17 protein-coding genes and 1 pseudogene are annotated in these 23,853 nt (G+C 68.0%); 14 read left to right on the top strand and 4 right to left on the bottom strand.

Annotated features, from left to right (window positions below):
• Nucleotides 1-3 precede the first annotated feature (3 nt).
• The 3 genes from ACTIF2_RS12285 to ACTIF2_RS12275 form a co-directional block, all read right to left on the bottom strand.
• Nucleotides 4-621, bottom strand: coding sequence for a ParB-like protein (locus ACTIF2_RS12285; protein ID WP_439497360.1), 618 nt, complete (start codon nucleotides 619-621; stop codon nucleotides 4-6).
• Nucleotides 618-2,294: a SulP family inorganic anion transporter gene (locus tag ACTIF2_RS12280; protein ID WP_439497359.1), complete on the bottom strand. Its 1,677-nt coding sequence runs from the start codon at nucleotides 2,292-2,294 to the stop codon at nucleotides 618-620. The genes ACTIF2_RS12285 and ACTIF2_RS12280 overlap by 4 nt, the downstream gene beginning before the upstream one ends.
• Before the next feature lie 63 nt (nucleotides 2,295-2,357).
• Nucleotides 2,358-3,356 carry an asparaginase gene (locus tag ACTIF2_RS12275; protein WP_439497358.1) on the bottom strand — a complete coding sequence of 333 codons (999 nt, stop codon included), beginning with the start codon at nucleotides 3,354-3,356 and terminating at the stop codon, nucleotides 2,358-2,360.
• 137 nt (nucleotides 3,357-3,493) lie between these two features.
• On the opposite strand from ACTIF2_RS12275, the gene ACTIF2_RS12270 reads away from it, so the two are divergent.
• The 8 genes and pseudogenes from ACTIF2_RS12270 to ACTIF2_RS12235 all read left to right on the top strand — a co-directional run bounded on the left by ACTIF2_RS12270 (nucleotide 3,494) and on the right by ACTIF2_RS12235 (nucleotide 13,796).
• Nucleotides 3,494-4,318: an alpha/beta hydrolase gene (locus ACTIF2_RS12270; protein ID WP_439497357.1), complete on the top strand. Its 825-nt coding sequence runs from the start codon at nucleotides 3,494-3,496 to the stop codon at nucleotides 4,316-4,318.
• 67 nt (nucleotides 4,319-4,385) lie between these two features.
• Nucleotides 4,386-4,622, top strand: coding sequence for an Lrp/AsnC ligand binding domain-containing protein (locus ACTIF2_RS12265; RefSeq protein ID WP_038361355.1), 237 nt, complete (start codon nucleotides 4,386-4,388; stop codon nucleotides 4,620-4,622).
• A gap of 273 nt (nucleotides 4,623-4,895) precedes the next feature.
• Nucleotides 4,896-7,193 carry an NADP-dependent malic enzyme gene (locus ACTIF2_RS12260; RefSeq protein ID WP_439497356.1) on the top strand — a complete coding sequence of 766 codons (2,298 nt, stop codon included), beginning with the start codon at nucleotides 4,896-4,898 and terminating at the stop codon, nucleotides 7,191-7,193.
• Nucleotides 7,194-7,356: 163 nt separating this feature from the next.
• The gene (locus ACTIF2_RS12255; RefSeq protein ID WP_439497355.1) at nucleotides 7,357-8,958 is read left to right on the top strand and encodes a peptide ABC transporter substrate-binding protein; all 1,602 of its coding nucleotides are present in this window, start codon (nucleotides 7,357-7,359) and stop codon (nucleotides 8,956-8,958) included.
• Between the two features lie 131 nt (nucleotides 8,959-9,089).
• Entirely contained in the window at nucleotides 9,090-10,010 is a 921-nt protein-coding gene (locus ACTIF2_RS12250; RefSeq protein WP_439497354.1) for an ABC transporter permease subunit, read from the top strand.
• Nucleotides 10,011-10,014: 4 nt separating this feature from the next.
• Nucleotides 10,015-11,136, top strand: a complete 1,122-nt coding sequence (locus ACTIF2_RS12245; RefSeq protein WP_439497353.1) for an ABC transporter permease subunit — start codon at nucleotides 10,015-10,017, stop codon at nucleotides 11,134-11,136.
• Nucleotide 11,137: 1 nt separating this feature from the next.
• Nucleotides 11,138-12,735: pseudogene (locus tag ACTIF2_RS12240) on the top strand (ABC transporter ATP-binding protein).
• A 203-nt stretch (nucleotides 12,736-12,938) separates the two neighbouring features.
• A complete protein-coding gene (locus ACTIF2_RS12235) occupies nucleotides 12,939-13,796 on the top strand; it encodes a D-amino-acid transaminase (RefSeq protein ID WP_439497352.1) in 858 nt (285 codons plus the stop codon).
• Between the two features lie 125 nt (nucleotides 13,797-13,921).
• Here the strand turns inward: ACTIF2_RS12235 and guaD are convergent, their stop codons facing one another.
• Nucleotides 13,922-15,241 (bottom strand): guanine deaminase, encoded by a 1,320-nt coding sequence (gene guaD / locus ACTIF2_RS12230; protein WP_439497351.1) that lies wholly within the window; start codon nucleotides 15,239-15,241, stop codon nucleotides 13,922-13,924.
• Between the two features lie 116 nt (nucleotides 15,242-15,357).
• Between guaD and ACTIF2_RS12225 the strand changes: the two genes are divergently transcribed.
• The 6 genes from ACTIF2_RS12225 (at nucleotide 15,358) to ACTIF2_RS12200 (ending at nucleotide 23,851) form a co-directional block, all read left to right on the top strand.
• On the top strand, nucleotides 15,358-16,929 hold the full coding sequence (locus ACTIF2_RS12225; RefSeq protein ID WP_439497350.1) for a xanthine dehydrogenase small subunit: 1,572 nt from the start codon (nucleotides 15,358-15,360) through the stop codon (nucleotides 16,927-16,929).
• On the top strand, nucleotides 16,922-19,270 hold the full coding sequence (gene xdhB, locus ACTIF2_RS12220; RefSeq protein WP_439497349.1) for a xanthine dehydrogenase molybdopterin binding subunit: 2,349 nt from the start codon (nucleotides 16,922-16,924) through the stop codon (nucleotides 19,268-19,270). The genes ACTIF2_RS12225 and xdhB overlap by 8 nt, the downstream gene beginning before the upstream one ends.
• Nucleotides 19,267-20,118 carry a xanthine dehydrogenase accessory protein XdhC gene (gene xdhC / locus ACTIF2_RS12215; protein WP_439497348.1) on the top strand — a complete coding sequence of 284 codons (852 nt, stop codon included), beginning with the start codon at nucleotides 19,267-19,269 and terminating at the stop codon, nucleotides 20,116-20,118. Before xdhB ends, xdhC begins: the two co-directional genes overlap by 4 nt.
• A complete protein-coding gene (locus ACTIF2_RS12210) occupies nucleotides 20,115-21,680 on the top strand; it encodes an ABC transporter ATP-binding protein (protein WP_439497347.1) in 1,566 nt (521 codons plus the stop codon). The genes xdhC and ACTIF2_RS12210 overlap by 4 nt, the downstream gene beginning before the upstream one ends.
• On the top strand, nucleotides 21,673-22,737 hold the full coding sequence (locus ACTIF2_RS12205; protein ID WP_439497346.1) for an ABC transporter permease: 1,065 nt from the start codon (nucleotides 21,673-21,675) through the stop codon (nucleotides 22,735-22,737). Before ACTIF2_RS12210 ends, ACTIF2_RS12205 begins: the two co-directional genes overlap by 8 nt.
• A 190-nt stretch (nucleotides 22,738-22,927) precedes the next feature.
• A complete protein-coding gene (locus tag ACTIF2_RS12200; RefSeq protein WP_439497345.1) occupies nucleotides 22,928-23,851 on the top strand; it encodes an ABC transporter permease in 924 nt (307 codons plus the stop codon).
• Nucleotides 23,852-23,853 lie beyond the last annotated feature (2 nt).

Genomic DNA, 23,853 nt, shown 5'->3' with positions numbered 1-23,853 from the left:
ACCTCAATCGCAAGGCCCGCACCAGCCCGGCAGGTGATCGGCCTCCGGCTGTCGCGCCAGCAGCAGGGCCCGCTCCAGCGCCTTGCCGAAGGAGCGCTCGATCGCCGCGCGCTTGATGCGGCGGCGCAGGAAATTCGCCCAGAGGAATTCGCTGAACGGCGTTTCGTTCTTGGCGTAGCCGCCAGCGAGCCTGAGCGCACCCGCGAGCGAGCGATAAGGATCGTCGACGAGCCCCGTAACCCGGCGCGGGATCTCGTCATAGCCGCAGCGCCGCCCCTCGGCATCGAAAGGATGCATCCAGCCGCGATTGTCGAGAAAGGTCCGGAACTCGTGCCGGTCGAGCCGCGACAGATCGGCGACCTGCGTGGTCAGCACGGATTCCTCGCCCTCCAGATGCAAGGCGAGGGCGAGGTGATGGTGATCGATCAGATAGAGCCTGTTCTTCGGACCAGCCACGACCGGCACGGCATGTCGGCCGAGGAAATCGGCGCCCTTGCCGCCGCGCTCATCGCGCCAGCGGGCCCGTTTGGTCTCAACCTCGCGCATGCCGACGGTGATCTGCGTCGGCCTGAGATCGGCGATCGCAACCGGATGCAAGCGAGGTTCGATGGAATAGCTCATGACGCCTCCTTTTCAGCCCGTGGCGCCAACGCCATGACCGCCTGCTCGACGCTGTGGAAGACATGGCTTGCGCCGATCTCGGCGGTCACGCCGAAGCGCTCCAGGGCCTCGAAGGCGCGCACGGATTCGACGCGGGCGATGGCGAAGGCGCTGTCTCGCTCCCGGCAAGCCTCGACCACAGCCAGCAGCGCCTGGGCGGCGGTATAGTCGATGGCGGCGATGCCGCCGGCATCGAGCACGAGCAGGGCCGGCCGGCGGGCTGCGAGCAGCGCCACGATGCTGCGCCGGAAGCTCTCGGCGTTGGCGAAGAGCAAGGGCGCCGGGAAGGAGACCACGAGCACGCCCGCGACTTTTTCACCCGAATGGCCTGGCTCCGGCGGCCACCAGATCGTCGTGCCAGGAATGCGCAGCAATTCCAGCGGCTCGCTGCGCGTCGTCATCCAGACGCCGTGCAGCAGCGATAAACCGATGCCGATGCCGACGCCGGTCTCGACCGGCAGCCAGATGATCGCGATGGCGGTGAGCACCACCAGCGCGAATTCCGTCGGAGACTGGCCAGCGATGCGGCGCATGACGTCGAGTCGGAAGATGCGCTGCGCCACGAAGAGCAGGATGCCGGCCAATGCCGCCGCCGGGACCTGCGCGAGCAACGAGCCCCCCGCGACCGCGAGCGCCAGCACGACCAGCGCCGCCGTCAGGGCGACGAGTTGCGAACTGCCGCCGCTCTCGGCCACCACGGCCGTTCGCGGCGGGCTGGCATTGACCGGGAATGAGCCGGCGAGACCGGCAAGCAGATTCGCCGCGCCGAGACCGAGGAAATCGCGGCCGATCCTCGGCTCGCCGCCATCGGGATCCCGGAAGGAGCGACTCACCGTCGCCGTCTGCATCATCACGACCAGCGCAACGATGAGCGCAAGCGGGACGAGGCCACGAATATCCGACCAGTCGAATGGCGGGAGACGCAGGCTCGGCAGTCCGGAGGGCAATGCGCCGAGCACGGCGACGCCGCGTGCCTCGAGCCCGAACAGCGCCACCGCGGCCGTCGCTGCCACAAGCACGAGCAGCGCCCCCGGCAAGCGCGGGGCGAAGCGCTCGCAAAGGAGCATGGTCGCGAGCGTCGCGATGCCGATGGTCGCCGAGATCGCGTTGACGCCGCCAAGGCCGTGCCAGAGCGCGGCGATCTGCCCGGCGATGTGAGGGCCGCCGCCGGGAATGCCGAGCAGACCCGGAAGCTGCGACACGGCGATATGCACCGAGATGCCGGCGAGGAACCCACTCAGCACCGGCACCGACAGCAGGTCGGCGATCCAGCCGAGCCGCAGCAGACCGGCGACGAGCAGCACCACGCCGACCAGGAGCGCGAGCAAGGCGGCTGCGCCGGCCGGGATCGTTCCGCTGGCGGCCAGTGCGGCGAGGCCGCTGACGAAGATCGGCGTGATCGTCGAGTCGGCGCCGGCGGTGAGGACGCGGCTCGCACCGAACAGGGCAAAGCCCAGCGTCGCCGCGACGAAAGCGTAGAAGCCGACCTGCGGCTCGAAACCGCCGAGGCGGGCCGTCGCCATCTGCTCGGGAATCGTGATCGCGGCGAGCGTCAGCCCTGCGAGCAGGTCCCGGCCAAAAGCGCCGGCGCGGCCTGCAGCGGGACGGCTGGCTGCTTCTGAGGAGGGCGGCATCACGCGGAACCGGAGGCGGGCGGCAAGCCTCGCGCCGAAGCCGCTGCGGCGTCAAGCGCAGCCCTACGCCTGCGCCGCCTGGACGCGGCCGACCTCGATGCCGTTCCAGTTTTTCAGGACGCTCTCGCGCATCGGCGCAAAGCCGGCCGCTTCCGCATCGCTCATCGGCAGGAAGCGTGCGATCAGCGCGGCCATCACGACCTCCGCCGCCCGGCCAGCGCCATCGTCGCATTTGAGCGCGATGCCGAGGCCAAGCTCGGGCAGCGCACCGCAATAGACGCCCTCCGCCCCGGTCTTGATGAAGAGGCGCGCGCGCAGCAGTTCCATCGCCCGCGTGTCGAACCGGCCCGTGCCGGCGACCATGAAGGGATGGGCGGCGACGGCCTTGCGAATGCGGGCGGCGGCGGCGGCACGCGCCGGGCCGAGGCCCTGCCCGCTGCCGAAGCGGGCGAAGCCGCGCGCAAGCGCGGAGAGCGGCACCGCATAGGTCGGAATCGAGCAGCCGTCGGTGCCCATGAGATCGGTGGAATGCGCCGCGCCCGTGACCTCCTCGAGCGCGCCCCGCACCGCCTTCTGCACGGCATGAGCGGCCTTGACGTAGCCCGCCGGATCCTCGTCGAGCCCGCAGGCAAGGCAGACGAAGCCGGCATGCTTGCCCGAGCAATTGTTGTTGAGGGCGCTGGGCTCCTGGCCGGCCTTGGCCATGGCGCGCGCGGCGGCCTCGTTCATCGGCCAATGCGCGCCGCATTCGAGGCAGCCGGCGTCGCGCCCGGCTTTCTTCAGCATGGCGAGCGATGTCTCGGCATGGGCCGGCTCGCCGGAATGCGACGCGACGGCGAGCGCGATCTCGGGCTCGCTCAGCCCGTAACGGTCGGCAGCGCCGCTCTCGAACAGCGGCAGAGCCTGGAGCGCCTTGACGGCGGAACGCGGAAAGACGGGGCGCTCGACATCGCCCAGCGACAGCACGGTGCCACCATCGGCATCGACCACGATCGCCGCGCCGCGATGACGCGACTCAACCGTGCCGCCACGCGTGACCTCGGCGAGAACAGGGTTTTCCATGACGGCCTCCAGACGAGCGCGCAACGGCGCGACGCCTTGTGGCGTTTGCCGCTCGACCTGTCAAAAGCCATGGCGCAAACTGCCGGAGCCTGCGATGGAAGCCTCCGCAGGTGCCGAGCGCGAGAACCGAACCAGCCATGTCACCGGACTACGAGAAGGAATACAACAACCGCGCCCGCGTGCCGGAGCATCCCGGCATCATCGCCGGCTGGCAGGCCGACGCCGCCGCCTATCGCACTTCTTCGCTCAACCAGCTCGGCCTGTCCTACGGCCCGAGCGAGCGGCAATATTACGACCTGTTCAAGCCGGATTCGATCCGGGGCAACGCCGTTGTGCTCTTCATCCATGGCGGTTACTGGCAGGCGCTCGACCCGTCCTTCTTCTCGCATATGGCGCGCGGGCTGAACGGCCGCGGCCTGCCGGTCGCGGTGGTGGGCTATGATCTTTGCCCGCAGGTCGAGGTGGGTCACATCGTCTGGGAACTGCAGCAGGCCGCAGCGGAGATCTGGCGGAGCTTCAACCTGCCGGTGGTCGCGGCCGGGCATTCGGCCGGCGGGCAGCTCGCGGCCTGCCTGCTCGCCACCGACTGGAAGAATGTCGATTCCGACCTGCCGGACCAGCTCGTCCCGGCCGCCTATGGCATCTCGGGCCTCTACAATCTGAAGCCTTTGACCGAAACCAGCCTCAACCAGGCCCTGAAGCTCGATCTGGCGGGGGCCGAGCGGGAAAGCCCGCTGTTCTGGCCGGCGCCGTCGCGCCTCAGCATGGACGCCGTCGTCGGCGGCGGCGAGAGCGAGGAATATCTCAAGCAGAGCCGCCGCCTCACCGATGTCTGGGGCCTGGAAGGCGTCCGGACACGCTATGAGGAGATCGCCGGCGCGAACCATTTCACGGTGATCGCCGGCCTTGCCGACCCCGACAGCGCCATGACGACGCGGCTCGCCGAACTCGCAGGCGCTTGATCTTCCGGCGCGACGCTCTATCCAGAGGGCAGAATTTCCCATAGGGGCCGGATTTTCGGAGCGCGCGATGCAGACCTTCTTCGTCGAGATCAAATGCAAGCTCGGCAAGACCTACGAGGTCGCCAGCGAACTCGCCGACCGCGAGATCGCCTCGGAAATCTACTCGACGGCGGGCAATTACGACATCCTGGCCAAGTTCCATGTCGCGGCGGATGTCGATATCGGCCATTTCGTCGCGCAGAAGGTGCAGTCGATCCCGGAGATCGCCGACACCCACACGATCATCACCTTCAAGGCTTTCTGAGCATAGCCGGCCACGGCGAGTGGTCAGCTCTTCCGTCGAGCCTGCCGCCTTCTTCATGTATCGATTCAGGCCGAAGTCCTGAATCTTTTCATGGCGCTGTCCGCCGACGTTGATGCGACTCTTCGTCTCCTCGGCGGCTGTAAACATGGTACCGGCCGCGATCTTGTCGTTCCCGTCGAATGATTGTTGCCGCAAGCGCGCTTGACGGCTCCGCGTTTCCGCGCGACCTCGACAGAGTTTGGCGATGCGCCGCGGGTTGGGGAACGCAGGACGATGAAGAGCACCTTGTCGACGGACCTTCGCTCGGGCGCGCTCGTCTATCACCGCCAGCCCCGCCCCGGTAAGCTCGAGATCCAGGCGACCAAGCCGCTCGGCAACCAGCGCGATCTCGCGCTCGCCTATTCGCCAGGCGTCGCTGCGGCCTGCGAGGCGATCGTCGACGATCCGGCGGAAGCCGCCGAGCTGACCTCGCGCCAGAACCTCGTCGCCGTCGTCACCAACGGCACGGCGGTGCTCGGCCTCGGCGATATCGGCCCGCTCGCCTCCAAGCCGGTGATGGAAGGCAAGGCCGTCCTCTTCAAGAAATTCGCCGGCATCGACTGTTTCGACATCGAGGTCGAGCAGAAGAACATCGAGAAATTCGTCGAGGTCGTCGCCGCGCTCGAACCGACCTTCGGCGGCATCAATCTCGAGGACATCAAGGGTCCGGAATGCTTCGAGATCGAGGAGCAGCTCAAGGCCCGGATGAACATCCCGGTCTTCCATGACGACCAGCACGGCACCGCGATCATCGTCAGCGCGGCGATCCTGAACGGGCTCGACCTCGCCGGAAAGCAGATCGGCGAGGTCAAGATCGTCGTCTCCGGCGCGGGCGCCGCGGCGCTCGCCTGCCTCAACCTGCTGGTCGAGATCGGCGCCAAGCGGCAGAACATCTGGGTGACCGACCTCGAGGGCGTCGTCCACAAGGGCCGCAACACCCTGATGGACCGCTGGAAGGAGGTCTATGCCCAGGAGACCGACGCGCGCACCCTGAACGACGTGATCGACAAGGCCGACGTCTTCCTCGGCCTCTCCGCCGCCGGCGTGCTGAAGCCCGAGATGGCCAAGCGCATGGCGGCGAGCCCGCTGATCCTGGCGCTCGCCAATCCCAATCCGGAGATCACGCCCGAGGACGCGTTGGCGGCGCGGCCGGACGCGATGATCTGCACCGGGCGCTCGGACTACCCGAACCAGGTCAACAACGTCCTGTGCTTCCCCTATATCTTCCGCGGCGCGCTCGACGTGCAGGCGACGACGATCAACGAGGCGATGAAACTCGCCGCGGTGCGCGCCATCGCGGCGCTGGCCCGCGAGGCGACCTCGGACATCGCGGCGCGCGCCTATGGCGGCGAGGCGCAGACCTTTGGCGCGACCTCGCTGATCCCCAACCCCTTCGACCCGCGGCTGATCCTGCGGATCGCACCCGCCGTCGCGCAGGCCGCGATGGAAACCGGCGTGGCGCGCAAGCCCCTGGAAGACATCGAGGCCTATCGCGAGAACCTGTCGCGCTTCGTCTTCCGCTCCGGCTTCATCATGAAGCCGCTCTTCGCGCAGGCGAAAGCCGACCCGAAACGCGTGATCTATGCCGAGGGCGAGGACGAGCGCGTGCTGCGCGCCGCGCAGGTCGCGCTCGAGGAAGGCATGGCGGTCCCGATCCTGATCGGCCGGCCGAGCGTGATCGAGACCCGGGTCAAGCGCTTCGGCCTGACGATCCGGCCCGGCATCGATTGCGAGCTGATCAATCCCGAGGACGATCCGCGCTATCGCGACTATGTCCAGACCTATCTCGACATCGCGGGGCGGCGCGGCATCACACCGGAGGCCGCGCGCTCGCTGGTGCGCACCAACAACACGGTGATCGCGGCGCTTGCGCTCGCGCGCGGCGAGGCCGACGCCATGATCACCGGGCTCGAAGGGCGGTTCCTGTCGCGGCTACGGCACATCAAGGACATCATCGGGCTGGAGCCCGGCGTGCGCGACCTTTCGGCGATGACGCTGATCATCACCAACAAGGGCGCCTTCTTCCTCGCCGACACCCATGTGAAGCACGATCCCAGCGCCGAGGAGATCGCCGACATGACGGTGCTGGCGGCGAGCCATGTCGCCCGCTTCGGCATCACGCCCAAGATCGCCCTGCTCTCGCATTCGGATTTCGGCGCGGCCGACACGCCCTCCTCGCTCAAGATGCGCAAGGCGGTCTGCCTGATCCGCGAGCGCGCGCCGGACCTCGAATGCGACGGCGAGATGGAAGCCGATACCGCGCTCGTCGAGATGGTGCGCGAGCGGGTGCTGCCCTCCTCGCATCTGAAGGGCGTCGCCAATGTCCTGATCTTCCCGAATCTCGACGCCGCCAACATCGCCTACCAGTTCGCCAAGGTCCTGTCCGACGCCTTGCCGGTCGGCCCGATCCTGATCGGCGCGGCCAAGCCCGCGCATATCCTGACCGGCTCGGTGACGGCGCGCGGTGTGGTCAACATGACGGCGGTGGCGGTCGTCGAGGCGCAGGAGCGGGCTGCGGCGCTGCCGGCCTAGCAACCCGGCTTATGACAGAAGCCCGACGGCGGCCGCTCCCGCATTTCTCCACTAACCTGTCTATGCTGCTTTTTTCGACCTTGGCATCTGGCAAGCAGCGCGCTCTACTCCCCTGATCATGTCAGGAACAGGCAGGATTACCTGCCCTTAGGGGAGTTTCGTCATGGTCAGGATCACGCGACGCGACGCAACCTTCAGCCTTGCCGCGGCTCTGGCGTTCTCGCCGGCAAGAGCGGCTCCGGCCGAGGTCATCTTCCACCGCGGCAACGATTCCGACCCCGAGACGCTCGACGCGCACAAGACCTCGACGGTCTCCGAGGCGCATCTGCTGCGCGATCTCTGCGAAGGGCTGGTGATCCATCATATCAACGGCACCGTGGTGCCGGGTGTCGCCGAGAGCTGGGCGACGAGCGACGACGGCAAAACCTATCTCTTCAAGCTGCGCAGCAACGCCAGATGGTCGAACGGCGATCCGGTCAGGGCGTCCGATTTCGTCTTTTCGCTGCGCCGCATGGTCAATCCCGAGACCGGCGCGAAATATGCCAACATCCTCTACCCGATCCTGAACGCCGAGAAGATCAACAAGCGCGACGAGAACGCCAAGCTCTCGGACTTGGGCGTCTCGGCGCTCGACGACAGCACGCTCGAGGTCAAGCTCGAGCGTCCGACCCCTTATTTCCTCGAATTGCTGACGCATCAGACCGGCCTGCCGGTCCATCCGGCCTCCGTGGAGAAATTCGGCAAGGACTTCGTCAAGCCCGAGAACTGGGTCTCGAACGGCGCCTATGTGCTCAAGGAGTTCGTGCCGAACTCTCATATCAAGCTGGAGAAGAACAAGGCCTTCCACGACGCGGCCAATGTCCAGATCGGCACGATCCTCTACTATCCCTCGTCCGATCTCGCCGCTGCCGCCCGCCGCTTCCAGGCCGGCGAGCTGCACATGACGACCGACATCCCGGCCGACCAGATCAAGCAGCTGCGCGAAAAGCTCGGCAACCAGGTCAAGGTCGCGCCCTATCTCGGCACCTATTTCCTGATCATCAACTCGGCCAAGAAGCCGTTCGACGACATCCGCGTCCGCCAGGCGCTCTCGATGGTGATCGACCGCGAGTTCATCGCCGAGGAGATCTGGAGCGGCACCATGCTGCCGGCCTATGGCGTCGTGCCGCCCAATATCGGCAATTACGGCAGCGCGGCCGAGGCCGATTTCAAGAACGCCTCGCCGCTCGACCGCGAGGACAGGGCCAGGCAGCTGATGGCCGAGGCCGGCTTCGGGCCGGGCACGCCGCTGAATCTGCAGCTGCGCTACAACACCACCGACAACAACCGGCGCACGGTGATCGCCGTCGCCGAGCAGTGGAAGGCGATCGGCGTCGAGACCAGCTTCATCAACACCGACGGCAAGACGCATTTCGCCCATTTGCGCGACGGCGGCGATTTCGATGTCGCCCGCTATGGCTGGATCGGCGACTATTCTGATCCGCAGAATTTCCTGTTCCTGTTCCAGAGCGACAATACCGGCTTCAATTCCGGCAAGTACAACAACCCGACCTTCGATACCCTGATGCGGCAGGCGGCCGACGAGATCGACCTCGCCAGGCGCGCCGCGATCCTGCGCGAAGCCGATGCCATCCTCGCAGCCGAGGTGCCCTGGATCCCGCTGATGTACTACTCGTCGAAGAATCTGGTCTCGCCCAAGCTCGTCGGCTTCCAGCAGAACCTGCGCGGCGCCCTGCCGAGCCGGTTCATGAGCCTGAGGTCGTAACGATCACCGCGCCGTCATCCCGGCCGGAGCGAAGCGGAGTGCCGGGATCCATCGTAGAGTGCATCGCCCTACGATGGATCCCGGGTCGCCCTTCGGTCGCCCGGGATGACGCGCGAGGGTGAGAGAATCGCATGCTCCCCTTCATCCTGCGCCGCATCGCCATCGCGATCCCGACCCTGCTGGTGATCGTGACGATTTCGTTCTTCCTGATGCGCGTCGCGCCGGGCGGGCCGTTCGACCTGGAGCAGCCGCTCGAAGCCAAGGTGATGGAGAACCTGCGGCGGATCTACCAGCTCGATCGGCCGCTGCTCGAGCAATATCTCACCTATCTCGGCGCCCTGGCCCGTGGCGATTTGGGGCCCTCCTTCTATTTTCGCGATTTCTCGATCGCCGAGCTTTTCGCGCAGGGCCTGCCGGTCTCGATTCGGCTGGGGGGATTGGCGCTAGCGCTCGCGCTCCTGATCGGCGGCCCGCTCGGGACGCTCGCCGCCTTTCGCCAGAACCAGGGCGCCGACCATGCGGTCATGGGCTTCGCCACCGCCGGCATCACCATTCCCAATTTCGTCGTCGCGCCGGTGCTGCAGATCGTCTTCGGGCTGACGCTGGCCTGGCTGCCGGTCGGCGGCTGGAATGGCGGGGCGGCCCGCAACACCATCCTGCCGATCCTGACGCTGGCGCTGCCGCAGATCGCGGTGATCGCGCGGCTGACGCGCGCCGCGATGATCGAGACCCTGCGCGCCAACCATATCCGGACCTTGCGGGCGCAAGGCCTTTCCGGGCCGACCATCGCGCTGCATGCGCTGCGCGGTGCGGCCCTGCCCGTCGTCTCCTATCTCGGGCCGGCCGCGGCTGCCCTGCTGACCGGCTCGGTCGTGGTCGAGACCATTTTCGCCATTCCCGGCATCGGCCGCTATTTCGTCGAAGGCGCACTCAACCGGGACTACACGCTGGTGATGGGCACGGTCGTCGTCGTCGCGATCTTCGTGCTGGTCTTCAACCTGATCGTCGATCTGCTCTACGCGCTGCTCGATCCGCGCGTCAGGCTGGATTGAGCCGATGAGCGGACCCGCCCTCGCAACGCTGCCCGTCGACGGGCGTTCGCTCTGGCAGGATGCGCGCATCCGCCTGCTGCGCAACCGAGCCGCTGTGGCGAGCCTGATCGTGCTGATCCTGATCGCGCTCGCCTGTCTGATCGGCCCCGCCCTGACGGGCCATCCCTATGACCGGGTCTACCAGGACCATGTCCGCACTCCCGCGAGCCTGGAAAGCCACCCCAAAGCCGAGGCGATCCCCGGCGCCGTGCAGCGCATCGCCTCGCGCATTCGCGCCACGGCGAGCGAGATCGCGGCCGGCCGCGACAGCGTTCGCCTGACGCTGACCGCGCAGCGCCCGATCGATCAGCGCCTCCTGGTCTATTTCGAACGCTCGGACCAGTTCGGCAGAGCAAGGGTCGCGGCAAGCGAGCAGGACGGCCGCAAGCTCACCCTCGAGGTCCCTATCAAGCGGCTGCATTTCTGGTTCGGCACCGACGCCAACGGCCGCGACCTGCTCACGCGCACGCTGGTCGCCGGCCGTGTCTCGCTCGCCATCGGCCTGCTCGCCACCAGCGTCGCGCTCGTCATCGGCGTCGGCTATGGCGCGGCGGCCGGCTATCTCGGCGGGCGCATCGACATGCTGATGATGCGCATCGTCGACGTGCTCTATTCGCTGCCTTTCATTTTCTTCGTCATCCTGCTCGTGGTCTTCTTCGGCCGGAACTTCGTCCTGGTCTTCCTTGCCGTCGGCGCGATCGAGTGGCTCGACATGGCCCGGATCGTTCGCGGCCAGACGCTCTCGATCAAGCGGCAGGAATATGTGCTGGCGGCAGAGGCGCTCGGCGTCTCGACCGGCGGTATCCTGAAGCGCCACGTCATCCCCAACCTGCTCGGGCCGGTCGTCGTCTATGTCACTTTGCTGGTGCCGAAGATCATCCTGCTGGAGAGCTTCCTATCCTTTCTCGGGCTCGGCGTGCAGGAGCCGATGACGAGCTGGGGCGTGCTGATCTCGGATGGCGCGCGCTCGATCGAGAGCGCGTCCTGGCTCCTGGTCTTTCCCGCCGCCTTCCTGGTCACGGCGCTGTTCGCGCTCAACTTCCTCGGCGACGGCCTGCGCGATGCGCTCGACCCGCGGGACCGCTGAGATGGAGGACGCAGCACCCATCCTTGCCATTCGCGACCTCACGGTCCGTTTCCGCACCAATGACGGCCCGGTCGAAGCCGTGCGCGGCGTCGATCTCGACGTCAAGCCGGGTGAGTTCGTGGCCATCGTCGGCGAATCCGGCTCCGGCAAGAGCCAGAGCGTCATGGCGGCGATGGGCCTGCTCGCCGCCAATGGCGAGGCGACGGGCTCGGTCCGCTATCGCGGCACGGAACTGCTCGGGCTGACGCCCGCCGCCCTCAATGCCTATCGCGGCAGCAAGCTCGCGATGATCTTCCAGGAGCCGATGACATCGCTCGATCCGCTGTTCCGGATCGGCGCCCAACTTGCCGCGCCGCTGCGCCGGCATCAGGGCCTTTCGCGCAAGGCCGCGAGGGCGCGCGCCCTCGAATTGCTCCGGCTGGTGCGGATCACCCGGCCGCAAGAGCGGCTCGACGCCTATCCGCATGAGCTCTCGGGCGGACAGCGCCAGCGCGTGATGATCGCGATGGCGCTTGCCAATGATCCCGACATCCTCATCGCCGACGAGCCGACGACGGCGCTCGACGTCACCATCGAGGCCGAGATCCTGGCGCTGATCGCCGAGCTCCGATCGCGCCTCGGCATGGCGGTGATCCTGATCAGCCATGATCTCGGGCTGGTGCGGAAATATGCCGAGCGCCTCTATGTCATGAAGGCGGGCGAGGTGGTCGAGAGCGGCGAGGCAAGGACAATCCTGGCCGCGCCGGCCCATCCCTATACCCGCCTGCTGCTCGCAGCCGAGCCGGCCGGGCGGAAGGAGCCTCCCGCAACGGATGCGCCGATCCTGCTCGAGGCGCGCGATCTGCGCGTCAGCTACGAGCTCGGCCGCGGCTTGTTCAGGCGCAAGACGGAGCTACTCCATGCCTGCGACGGCGTCGACCTGACACTTCGGCGCGGCCAGACCATCGGCATCGTCGGCGAATCCGGCTCCGGCAAGTCGACGCTCGGCAAGGCGGTGCTGAAGCTCGTGCCCGCGAGCGGGCAGATCCGCTTCGAGGACAGGGCGCTCGCGCCGCTCGACCGCGCGCAGATGCGCCCACTGCGCAGGAGCCTGCAGGCCGTTTTCCAGGACCCGTTCGGCTCGCTCTCGCCGCGGCTCACCATCGGAGAGATTGTCAGCGAGGGGCTGCTGGTCCATGCACCGCAGCTCACGCGCGCCGAGCGCGATCTGCGCGCAGCCCGGGCGCTGGAGGAGGTCTCGCTCGACCCTGCCCTGCGCAACCGCTACCCGCACGAGTTCTCCGGCGGCCAGCGCCAGCGCATCGCGATTGCGCGCGCCATGATCCTGCACCCCGCCCTCGTCGTGCTCGACGAACCGACCTCGGCGCTCGACCGCACGGTGCAAAAGAGCATCGTCGCGCTGCTGAAGGACCTGCAGGCCCGGCACGGCCTGTCCTATCTCTTCATCAGCCACGACCTCGCGGTGGTGCGCGCCATGGCCGACACGCTCATGGTGATGAAGGACGGGCGCGTCATCGAGCGCGGGCCGACCGAGGCGATCTTCTCCGCGCCCCGCGAGACTATACCCGGCGGCTGCTCGCCGCCTCGGTCAAGGGCTGAAGGCCGGTCCCGACGCCTGCCGGATTAGCGCGGCGGCGGCATGCGGTCCGGTCTGGCGCTCACGGCGATTCCCTGCGCGTCTGCGCCGACAGTGTTGCGCCCGGCGCCGATCCGCAAGCCGGCTTTGGCACTCGCCTCACGGTCCGGCCTCGGCTACCAATGCCGCTTCCCTCCGTCTGCCCTCAACCAAGAGACCGACGCCGATGAGCCGCATTGTCTATGTGAATGGTGACTATCTGCCCGAGGACGAGGCGAAGGTCTCGATCTTCGACCGCGGCTTCATCTTCGGCGACGGCATCTACGAGGTTTCGGCAGTGCTAGGCGGCAAGCTGGTCGATTGCGACGCGCATCTCGCCCGGCTCGAGCGTTCCTGCGGCGAGATCAGGCTCGCTTTGCCCTGGTCGCGCGCCGAGCTGATCGCGATCCACGAGGAGCTGATCAAGCGCAACGGCATCGATGAAGGCAGCATCTACCTCCAGGTCTCGCGCGGCGCGGCCGACCGCGACTTCGCCTTCCCCAAGGACCTCGCTCCGACGCTGGTGATGTTCTCGCAGGCGCGCAGCATGAGCAACGCGCCCGCCGCGAAGGCCGGCATCAAGGTCGTCTCCTGCCCTGACCTGCGCTGGGCACGGCGCGACATCAAGAGCGTCAACCTGCTCGCCCCTGTCCTGGCCAAGCAGTTCGCCGCCGAGAGCGGCGCGCAGGAGGCCTGGATGGTCGAGGACGGCGTCGTCACCGAGGGCGCCTCGTCCACCGCCTGGATTGTCAAGGGCAAGACGCTGATCTCGCGCCCGCTCTCGAACAAGGTGCTGCCCGGGATCACCCGGAAGGCCGTGCTGGCTTTCCTGGAGGAATCCGGCTTCGGCTTCGAGGAGAGGACCTTCACGCTGGAGGAGGCGCTCGACGCCGAGGAGGCCTTCATCACCTCTGCCACCAGCTTCGTGATGCCGGTGGTCGCGATCGATGGCCACACCATCCATAACGGCGCACCGGGCCCGACGGCGCTCCGGCTGCGCGAGATCTATCTCGATCACGCCAGGAAGGGCGGCGTTCTGGGCTGAGACCGCGGCCGTTTCGGACCTGCAGCGTCATGCTCGCCCTTGTGGCGAGCATCCACGCCTTGGCCACGGTTCTGCATCAGCGAAGACGTGGATGGTCGGGACAAGCCCGACCATGACGGATGGAGCTAGGCGCCGCCTTCCGGCCTCCCTGCGCGCGCTCCTGCGACATAGGTCGCCACGATATTGCGCTCGTCGCCCAGCGTGACGAGCACGAAGAGCTCTTCCGAGAGATCGCGCGCCGTCTCCAGGCGATGCGCCATACCCCGCGTGGCGGCGGGATCGAGCACCACGACGTCCGCCTCCCTGCCCGGCTCCAGCGAGCCGATGAGATGGTCGAGCCCGAGCGCGACGGCATTGCCCAGCGTGATCGCGTGCAGCGCGGCGAAGGCCGAGAGCGACTGCCCCTGCAATTGCAGGATCTTGTAGGCCTCGGCCATGGTCCGCAGCATCGAATAGGAGGTGCCGCCGCCGATATCGGTGGCGACCGCGACGCGCACGCCCTCACGCCGCGCGCGGGCCCAGTCGAACAGGCCGGAGCCGAGGAAGAGGTTCGAGGTCGGGCAGAACACCGCGACCGCGCCCGTCTCGGCAAAGGCACGCCATTCATGCTTGGTGTTGTGGATGCAATGGCCCATCAGGCTCTTGCGGCCGAGCAGCCCGAAATCCTGGTAGATGCCGGTATAGTCGTCGGAATCCGGGTAGAGCTCGCGCGCGAAGGCGATCTCGGCCTGGTTCTCGTTGATATGGGTCTGGACGAAACAGTCGGGATGCTCGGCGGCGAGCTGGCCGGAGAGGCGCAGCTGCTCCGGCGTCGAGGTCACGGCGAAACGCGGCGTGATCGCGTAGAGCTGGCGGCCCTTGCCGTGCCAGCGCTCGATCAGCGCCTTGCTGTCGGCATAGCCGCTCTCGGCCGTGTCGGTCAGCGCCGCCGGGGCGTTGCGGTCCATCATGACCTTGCCGGCGATCATGCGGGTGTTCCTGCGCTCCGACTCGGCGAAGAAGGCCTCCGCCGACTGGCGATGGACGGAGCAATAGACGGCGGCCGTGGTGGTGCCGCTCGCCAAAAGCTCGTCGAGCAGGAAGCGTGTCAGCATCTCCGGGTGGCCCTGCTGCGCCAGCTTCTGCTCCTCGACGAAGGTGTATTTGTTGAGCCATTCCATCAGCTGCGCGCCATAGGAGGCGATCACCTGGGTCTGCGGCATGTGGATATGGGCGTCGATGAAGCCCGGCATGATCAGATGCGGGCGGTGATCGATGATTTCGGTTCCGGGCGGCAGCGTCGGCAGCAACTCCGAAGCCCCGCCGACCGCCGTGACGAGGCCCCCGGTGATGACGACCACGCCGTCCGCGACATAGCGATGCGCCGCCTCGCCCGCGACCTCCGGATCATCAACGAACCAGAGCAGGCGGCCCCGCAAGGCGCGAAGGGACTTGTCTTCGTTCACAGGCTGCGCTCCGGCTCAAATTCAGGTCATATCTGCACCAAATCAAAGCTTTCGGCCAAGCGGCGATCGTGCCTAATCTGCGGGCATGAACCTGGTTTGCGAGCGGCCGTGCCGCCATGCGTGAGACGCTGCGCTTTCTCTTCGGCGACGACCTGGTCGAGATCGCGTCCTGCGACCCGACGCGGACAGTGCTCGACTGGCTGCGCCTCGAACGCCGCCGCACCGGCACGAAGGAGGGTTGCGCCGAGGGCGATTGCGGCGCCTGCACCGTCGTGATCGGGCGGCTCGACGCCGGCCGGCTGCGCTACGAGGCGATCAATGCCTGCATCCGCTTCCTGCCGACGCTCGACGGCTGCCATCTGCTGACCGTCGAGCATCTCAGGAGCGCCGAGGGGCAACTGCACCCCGTCCAGCAGGCGCTGGTCGACTGTCACGGCTCGCAATGCGGCTTTTGCACGCCGGGCTTCGTGATGTCGCTCTTCGCGCTCTGGCTGAACGAGGCGGCACCGGATGTCGGGCGCATCGAGGACGCGCTCGCCGGCAATCTTTGCCGCTGCACCGGCTACGAGCCGATCATCAAGGCGGCGCAGCGCCTTTACGACAGTGCCGAGCGGAGCCGGGACCGCTTCGCGCTCGCGGCGCCGTCCGTGGCGAAGCGACTGGAAGCGCTTGCGGACGGCGAAACCCTGGCGCTCACCGAAGGCCCACGCCGCTACTTCGCGCCCGCGAGCGTCGATGCCCTCGCGGATCTCGTCGCCGCCCATCCGCAGGTCGTGCTGGTCGCCGGCGCCACCGATGTCGGGCTCTGGATCACCAAGGCGATGCAGCAGCCGGCGACGGTGATCTCGTTGGGCCGAATGGACGCGCTGCGCGCCATCGCCAACAAAGGCGACCATCTGCGCATCGGCGCGATGGTCAACCTGGCCGATGCCCGCGACGCTCTGGCGTCGCTTTCGCCGCAGCTCGACGAATTGATGCGCCGCTTCGGCGGCGAGCAGGTCCGCAATGCCGGCACGGTCGGTGGCAATATCGCCAATGGCTCGCCGATCGGCGACCTGCCGCCGGCACTGATCGCGTTAGGGGCGACGCTGGTGCTGGCATCGGCGCCTCCCCGTCATTGCGAGGAGCGCAGCGACGAAGCAATCCAGGGGTCTCACGCACGCCCCCTGGATCGCTTCGCTCCGCTCGCGATGACGGAACTCGCGCGCAGGGAAATCCCTCTCGAAAGCTTCTTCCTCGACTATCGCAAGCAGGATCGGAAGCCCGGCGAATTCGTCGAGGCCGTGCTGGTGCCGAAGCCGCCGGCGGAAGCCCTGTTCCGCGTCTCAAAAATCTCGAAGCGCTTCGACGAGGACATCTCCGCGGTCTGCGGCGCGTTCCTGCTGCGCCGGGACGAGGCGGGCCTGATCAGCGAGGCGCGCCTCGCCTATGGCGGCATGGCCGGCATCCCGAAGCGGGCGGCGGCGGCCGAGGCCGCGCTGCTCGGACGGACATGGGACGATGCCGCCCTGGCGGCAGCCATCGCCGCCCTGCCCCAGGATTTCACGCCGCTGACCGACATGCGCGCCTCGGCCGGATACCGGCTCAAGGTCGCCGGCAACCTGCTGCGCCGGTTCTGGATCGAGACGAGCCAACCGCATGTCGAGACCCGCGTCGCCGGCCTGCTCGCGGAGGCCGCCCATGGCTGACGCGCGCAAACGCCTGGACGCGGAAGCGGTGACGGGGCCGCTCGGCCGGGCGAGCGGCCATGATTCCGCTGCGAAACATGTCGCGGGCGAAGCGCTTTATATCGACGACATCGCCGAGCCGGCCGGCCTCGCCCATGCCTATCTCGGACTTTCGGAGATCGCGCATGGGCGGCTGCTCTCGCTCGATCTCTCGGCCGTGCGCGCTGCACCCGGCGTGCTCTGCGTGCTGACGACGGAGGATATCCCGGGCGCCAACGACATCTCCTCGACGCATCGCCATGACGAGCCGGTCTTCGCAACGCAAGCGATCCTGCATCACGGTCAGCCGCTCTTCGCCGTCGTCGCCGAGACGCGGGACCAGGCGAGGCGCGCCGCTGCGCTCGCCAAGGCAAGCTATGACGAGGCGACCCCGCTCCTCGATGTCGCCGCGGCCCGCGCCGCCGGCGGCGATCTCGTCACCGATCCGCTCAAGCTCGAACGCGGTGATGTCGCTGACGCGCTCGCCGCGAGCCCGCGCCGGCTCAAGGGCTCGGTCGAGATCGGCGGGCAGGACCATTTCTACCTCGAAGGCCAGATCGCGCTCGCCGCCCCCGGCGAGGACGAGGACATGCTGGTGCTGTCCTCGACCCAGCACCCGAGCGAAGTGCAGCACATGGTGGCGCAGGTGCTCGGCGTCGGCTCGCATGCGGTCACCGTCGAGGTGCGGCGCATGGGCGGCGGCTTCGGCGGCAAGGAGACGCAGGCCAACCTCTTCGCCTGCGTCGCCGCGCTCGCCGCCCGCAAACTGAAACGGCCGGTGAAGCTCAGGCCCGATCGCGACGACGACATGGTGATCACCGGCAAGCGCCATGATTTCGTGTGCGATTATGAGATCGGCTTCGACGACGAGGGGCATATCCTCGCAGTCGACACCGTCTATGCCGCACGCTGCGGCTGGAACGCCGACCTCTCCGGCCCGGTCACCGACCGTGCGCTGTTCCACATGGACAATTGCTATTTCTACCCGGCGGTGCGCGTCCGCTCGGAACCGCTGCGCACGCATACGGTCTCGAACACCGCCTTTCGCGGCTTCGGCGGGCCACAGGGCATGGTCGGGGCCGAGCGCTTCATCGAGGAGGTCGCCTTCGCGACCGGGCTCGATCCGCTGGAGGTGCGCAGGCGCAATCTCTATGGCGGGGCCGGCCGCGACGTCACGCCCTATCACCAGCCGGTCGAGGACAATATCGCGGGAGAGGTCATCGCCGAGCTGGAACGGCGCTGCGACTACCGCGCGCGGCGGGCGGCGATCCGCGAGGCCAACCGGACGAGCCCCGTGGTCAAACGCGGCATCGCGCTGACGCCGGTCAAGTTCGGCATCTCCTTCACCGCGACCTGGTACAATCAGGCCGGGGGCCTGGTGCATGTCTATACCGACGGCACGGTCGCGCTGAACCATGGCGGCACCGAGATGGGCCAGGGCCTCTATGTGAAGGTGGCGCAAGTGGTGGCGCAGGCCTTCGGCATCGGGCTCGACGAGGTCAAGATCACCGCGACGACGACCGGCAAGGTGCCGAACACCTCGGCGACCGCCGCCTCCTCCGGCTCGGACCTGAACGGCATGGCGGCGCTCGACGCCTGCGAGACGATCAAGGCGCGGCTGACGGCGTTCGCCGCGCGGCATTGGGAGGAGCGGCCCGACGCCATCGCCTTCCTGCCGGGGCGCGTACGGATCGGGGCGCGCGAGATCGGTTTCCGCGAGTTGGTGCAGGCCGCCTACATGGCCCGCGTCCAGCTCTCCGCCACCGGTTTCTATGCCACGCCAAAAATCCATTGGGACCGCAAGGCCGGGCGCGGCCACCCGTTCTATTACTTCGCCTATGGCGCGGCGGCGGCGGAGGTGGCGATCGACACGCTGACCGGCGAATACAAGGTCGAGCGGGTCGATATCCTGCATGATTGCGGCACCTCGCTGAACCCGGCGATCGACAGGGGCCAGATCGAGGGCGGCTTCGTCCAGGGCATGGGCTGGCTCACCACCGAGGAGCTCTGGTGGGACGAGAAGGGCCGACTGAAGACCCATGCGCCCTCGACCTACAAGATCCCGGTCGCCTCGGACCGGCCGCGCATCTTCAATGTCGACCTCCTGGAGAACGCGCCCAATCGCGAGCCGACCATCCACCGCTCCAAGGCCGTGGGCGAGCCGCCGCTGATGCTGGCGATCAGCGTGCTGCACGCTTTGTCAGACGCGGTGGCGAGCGTGGCCGACCATCGCTTCTGCCCCCGGCTCGACACGCCGGCGACGCCGGAGCGCGTGCTCGATGCGGTGGACAGGATGCGGGCTCTGGCGGAGGCCGGTCCATGACCTCGCTCTCCGCCTTCCTCCAGGCTCATCTCTCTGAAGGCGCGATCCTCGTCCGCATCGCGACCGCCGAGGGCTCGACGCCACGCGAGGCCGGCGCGACGATGATCGTCACCACCCTCCGCAGCGCCGGCACGATCGGCGGCGGACAGCTCGAATTCCACTGCCTCGACATCGCCCGCGAGATGCTGGCCGGCGGCGAGACCGCGCGAAAGCTGGACATTCCGCTCGGTCCGCAAATGGGCCAGTGCTGCGGCGGCCGGGTGAGCGTGACGCTGGAACGCGCAACACCCGCGCATGCCGAGGCCCTGCAGGCGGACGAGGTTGCGAGGCGCGCACTGCGACCCGCCGTGCTGATCTTCGGCGCCGGGCATACCGGCCGGGCGCTGGCGCGGACGCTGGCTCCCCTGCCTCTCGCCGTCACCCTGGTCGATGACCGAGACGACCCGGTCCCCGACCTGCCCGCCGAGATCGCCCCCCTGCGGTTCGATGATCCAGAGGTGGCCATCGCCGCTGCGCCTGCCGGCGCGGGCTTCATCATCCTCACCCATAGCCACGCGCTCGACTACCGCCTGACGGAAGCGGCCCTGCTGCGCGGCGATGCCGCCTATGTCGGCATGATCGGCTCGGCGACCAAGCGCGCCCGCTTCGCCGCCAGCTTCCGCCGCCGCCATCCTGCCAGCACGGCACTGGCGCGCCTCACCTGCCCGATCGGCGGCAACGATGTGGATGACAAGCGCCCGGAGGTCATCGCCGCCTTGACGGCGGCAGAGCTGGTGCGCTGCTTGCTTGCGCATAAGCAGGCGTCCGAACGGGGCCGAAGGCGATCAGGGGAAAAGGGCTGGGGATGACGGCACCGCCGCGTGACAGGACGGATGCGCCGCCGCGCCTCGCGCTGTCGCAGATCTCCAAGAGCTTTCCAGGCGTGAAGGCCAATGACGCGATCAGCCTCGACGTAAGGCCCGGCGAGATCCACGCGCTGCTCGGCGAGAACGGCGCCGGCAAGTCGACGCTGGTCAAGATCATCTATGGCGTCCAGCAGGCCGATGCCGGCACGATCGCCTGGGACGGCGCAGCGGTCGCGATTCCCTCGCCGAAGGCGGCGCGGCGCCTCGGCATCGGCATGGTGTTCCAGCATTTCTCGCTGTTCGAGGCGATGACGGTGATCGAGAACATCGCGCTCGGCCTCGACGAGGCGGTCGACCGTGATGAGCTCAAGGCGCGCGTCGCCGCCGTGCTGGAGAGCTACTCGCTGCCGCTCGATCCGGAACGCGAAGTCTACACGCTCTCGGTCGGCGAGCGTCAGCGTATCGAGATCGTCCGCTGCCTGCTGCAGAAGCCGAAACTCCTGATCATGGACGAGCCGACCTCGGTGCTGACGCCACAGGAGGTCGAGCGCCTGTTTGAGACCTTGCGGCAGATCGCGGCGCAGGGCTGCTCGATCCTCTACATCAGCCACAAGCTCCATGAGATCAAAGCCTTGTGCGACACGGCGACGATCCTGCGCGGCGGGCGCGTGGTGGCGACCTGCGATCCGCGCACTGAGACGACACGGCGCATGGCGGAGCTGATGATCGGCGCCGAACTGCGCCAGATCGAGGGCGCGCATGCGAGCAAGGCCGGCAAGCCCCGGCTCGTGGTGTCGAACCTCTCGCTGCCCGGAGAGCCGCCGTTCGGAACGTCGTTGCGCGAGATCAGCTTCGCGGCACGGTCCGGCGAGATCCTCGGGATCGCCGGGGTCGCGGGCAACGGCCAGGCCGAGCTGCTCGGCGCGCTCTCGGGAGAGCGTCTCACCAATGATGCCCGCGCGATTCTGCTCGACGACAGGCCGATGGGCAATGAGGGGGCCGGAGAGCGCCGCGGCGCCGGGCTCGCCTGCGTGCCGGAAGAGCGCAACGGGCATGCCGCGGTGCCGGATTTCTCGCTGGCCGAGAATACGATCCTGACGGCGCGCCATCGCCTGCCGCTGGCGCCCGGCGGCTTCATCCGCCCCGGAGCCGTCAAGCGCTTCGCGCAAGCGGTGATCGGCCGTTTCGACGTGCGCACGACCGGTCCGGCCGCGCCGGCCCGCTCGCTCTCGGGCGGCAATCTGCAAAAGTTCATCATGGGCCGGGAGATCGGACAGGAGCCCGGCGTCCTCGTCATCTCGCAACCGACCTGGGGGGTCGATGCCGGCGCGGCGGCGGCGATCCGGCAGGCGCTGGTCGATCTCGCCGCCAAGGGCTCGGCCGTCGTCGTGATCTCGCAGGATCTCGACGAATTGCGCGAGCTCGCCGACCGGCTCTGCGTCATCAACGAGGGGCGGCTGTCCGAACCCAGGCCGGTCGCCGAGCTCGGGCTCGACGAGATCGGCCTGATGATGGGCGGCGTCCATGGCGCCGGAGAGCCGAGCGGAGCCCACGCCCGTGCTTGAATGGCGCCGCCGCCGCGAGCCGAGCACGGCCCTCATCTATCTGAGCCCGCTGATCGCCATCGCGCTGACCATGGCCACGGGCACGCTCGTCTTCACCGCCATGGGTTATGACGGGCTCACCGCCGTCTTCGACTTCTTCCTCGTGCCGCTGCTCGAGCCGCAGCGCTGGCCCGATCTCGGCGTCAAGGCGGCGCCGCTGGTGATGATCGCGCTCGGCCTCGCCATCGGCTTCCGCGCCAATGTCTGGAACATCGGCGCGGAGGGGCAATACATCATGGGAGCGATCGCCGGGACCGGCGTCGCGCTCGCGACCTACGAGATGAGCGGCTGGTGGATCCTGCCCGCCATGGCCCTGGCCGGCATTTTGGGCGGCATGACCTGGGCGGCGCTGCCGGCGCTGCTGCGGGTCAGGCTCCAGGTCAGCGAGATCCTGACCAGCCTGATGCTGACCTATGTCGCGGTCCAGGTCCTGTATTACCTGGTGCGCGGCCCGTGGAAGGACCCCGACGGCTTCAACTTTCCGCAGACTCGGATGTTCACGGCCGACCAGAGCTTGCCGATCGTGATCCCGGAGACGCTCGTCCATCTCGGCATCCCGCTCGCGCTCCTCATTGCCGTCATCGCCTGGCTCGTCATGGAGAAGACGACTGCCGGCTATGCGGTGAAGGTCGTCGGGCTCGCGCCGGCGGCGGCGCGCCATGGCGGCTTCAGCGCCGACCGCACGACCTGGATCACGCTCCTGACCAGCGGCGGGCTCGCAGGGCTCGCCGGCCTGTTCGAGGCGGCGGGACCTTTCACCCAGCTCACGCCGCAATTCCCGGTCGGCTACGGCTTCACCGCCATCATCGTCGCTTTCCTCGGCCGGCTGAACCCGCTCGGAATCGTGCTCGGCGGCATCGTTCTGGCGACGACCTATGTCGGCGGCGAGATCGCCCAGACGACGGTCAGGCTGCCGCAGGCGGCGACCGGCATGTTCCAGGCGATGCTGCTGTTCTTCCTGCTCGCGACCGATGTGCTGGTGCGCTACCGGCTGGTGCTGAGGGCGAGGCCGGCATGAGCGTGATGCCAGTAATGCTCGGGTCGCGCGACTCTCCCCCTCTCCCCTTGCGGGAGAGGGTTGGGGTGAGGGGTCGCGCGACGCTTCCACTCAACCAGATTGAATGCCAATCGGAAACGCTGGCGCGACCCCTCATCCGGCCGCTGCGCGGCCACCTTCTCCCGCAAGGGGAGAAGGGAGGGCTCCCACCATGAGCGACACGATCCTCGTCTCGATCCTGATGACCCTCGTCGCGGCGTCGACGCCGATCCTGCTCGCAGCGCTCGGCGAGCTCGTGGTCGAGAAGTCGGGCGTGCTCAATCTCGGCGTCGAGGGCATGATGCTGACCGGCGCGGTCGCCGGCTTCGCCGTCGCCTTCAGCACCGGCAGCACCGGTCTCGGCCTCGTCGCAGCCATGGCGGCGGGCGTCGCGACGGCCATGATCTTCGCCGTGCTGACCCTCAGCCTGACCGCGAACCAGGTCGCGACCGGGCTGGCGCTGACGATCTTCGGCATCGGCGCCTCCTCGCTGGTCGGCGCCGGCTTCGTCGGGCGCACGATCGTGCGGCTGGGACCGGTGTTTCCGGCGGCGCTTTCGGAGCATCCCTGGCTGCGCGCGATCTTCGGCCACGACATCGTCGTCTATCTCTCGCTCGCGCTCGTCGTCGCCGTCGGCGTCTTCCTGCGCCGGACCCGCGCCGGCCTGATCCTGCGCGCCGTCGGCGAGAACGACGTCTCGGCCTACGCGATCGGTTATCCCGTCATCGCCATCCGCTATGGCGCGATCGCCTTCGGCGGCGCGCTCGCCGGGCTGGGGGGCGCCTATTTCTCGCTGGCCCTGACGCCGATGTGGGCCGACCGGCTCACCGCCGGGCGCGGCTGGATCGCGCTCGCGCTCGTCGTCTTCTCCGCCTGGAAACCGGGGCGGCTCCTGCTCGGCGCCTATCTCTTCGGCGCGGTGATGACCTTCGAGCTGCAGGCCAAGGCGGCCGGCATCGCCTGGCTCGCGCCCGAGGTCCTGGCGATGGCCCCCTACCTTGCGACGATTGCGGTTCTGACCATGATGTCGCTAGGACGAAAGACCGGCCGGCTCGATGCGCCGGCCTGCCTCGGCAAGCCTTTCTCGGCGTCCTGACG

Source organism: Allobosea sp. (assembly GCF_051860145.1).
GTDB lineage: Bacteria > Pseudomonadota > Alphaproteobacteria > Rhizobiales > Beijerinckiaceae > Allobosea.
The sequence above is the reverse complement of the archived record's forward strand: the minus strand, read 5'-3'. Positions and strand labels throughout refer to the sequence as shown.

Coding starts and splice junctions, on each gene's coding strand:
- ACTIF2_RS12285 (WP_439497360.1), bottom strand. CDS start 621: ATGAGCTATTCCATCGAACCTCGCTTGCATCCGGTTGCGATCGCCGAT.
- ACTIF2_RS12280 (WP_439497359.1), bottom strand. CDS start 2,294: ATGCCGCCCTCCTCAGAAGCAGCCAGCCGTCCCGCTGCAGGCCGCGCC.
- ACTIF2_RS12275 (WP_439497358.1), bottom strand. CDS start 3,356: ATGGAAAACCCTGTTCTCGCCGAGGTCACGCGTGGCGGCACGGTTGAG.
- ACTIF2_RS12270 (WP_439497357.1), top strand. CDS start 3,494: ATGTCACCGGACTACGAGAAGGAATACAACAACCGCGCCCGCGTGCCG.
- ACTIF2_RS12265 (WP_038361355.1), top strand. CDS start 4,386: ATGCAGACCTTCTTCGTCGAGATCAAATGCAAGCTCGGCAAGACCTAC.
- ACTIF2_RS12260 (WP_439497356.1), top strand. CDS start 4,896: ATGAAGAGCACCTTGTCGACGGACCTTCGCTCGGGCGCGCTCGTCTAT.
- ACTIF2_RS12255 (WP_439497355.1), top strand. CDS start 7,357: ATGGTCAGGATCACGCGACGCGACGCAACCTTCAGCCTTGCCGCGGCT.
- ACTIF2_RS12250 (WP_439497354.1), top strand. CDS start 9,090: ATGCTCCCCTTCATCCTGCGCCGCATCGCCATCGCGATCCCGACCCTG.
- ACTIF2_RS12245 (WP_439497353.1), top strand. CDS start 10,015: ATGAGCGGACCCGCCCTCGCAACGCTGCCCGTCGACGGGCGTTCGCTC.
- ACTIF2_RS12235 (WP_439497352.1), top strand. CDS start 12,939: ATGAGCCGCATTGTCTATGTGAATGGTGACTATCTGCCCGAGGACGAG.
- ACTIF2_RS12225 (WP_439497350.1), top strand. CDS start 15,358: ATGCGTGAGACGCTGCGCTTTCTCTTCGGCGACGACCTGGTCGAGATC.
- xdhB (WP_439497349.1), top strand. CDS start 16,922: ATGGCTGACGCGCGCAAACGCCTGGACGCGGAAGCGGTGACGGGGCCG.
- xdhC (WP_439497348.1), top strand. CDS start 19,267: ATGACCTCGCTCTCCGCCTTCCTCCAGGCTCATCTCTCTGAAGGCGCG.
- ACTIF2_RS12210 (WP_439497347.1), top strand. CDS start 20,115: ATGACGGCACCGCCGCGTGACAGGACGGATGCGCCGCCGCGCCTCGCG.
- ACTIF2_RS12200 (WP_439497345.1), top strand. CDS start 22,928: ATGAGCGACACGATCCTCGTCTCGATCCTGATGACCCTCGTCGCGGCG.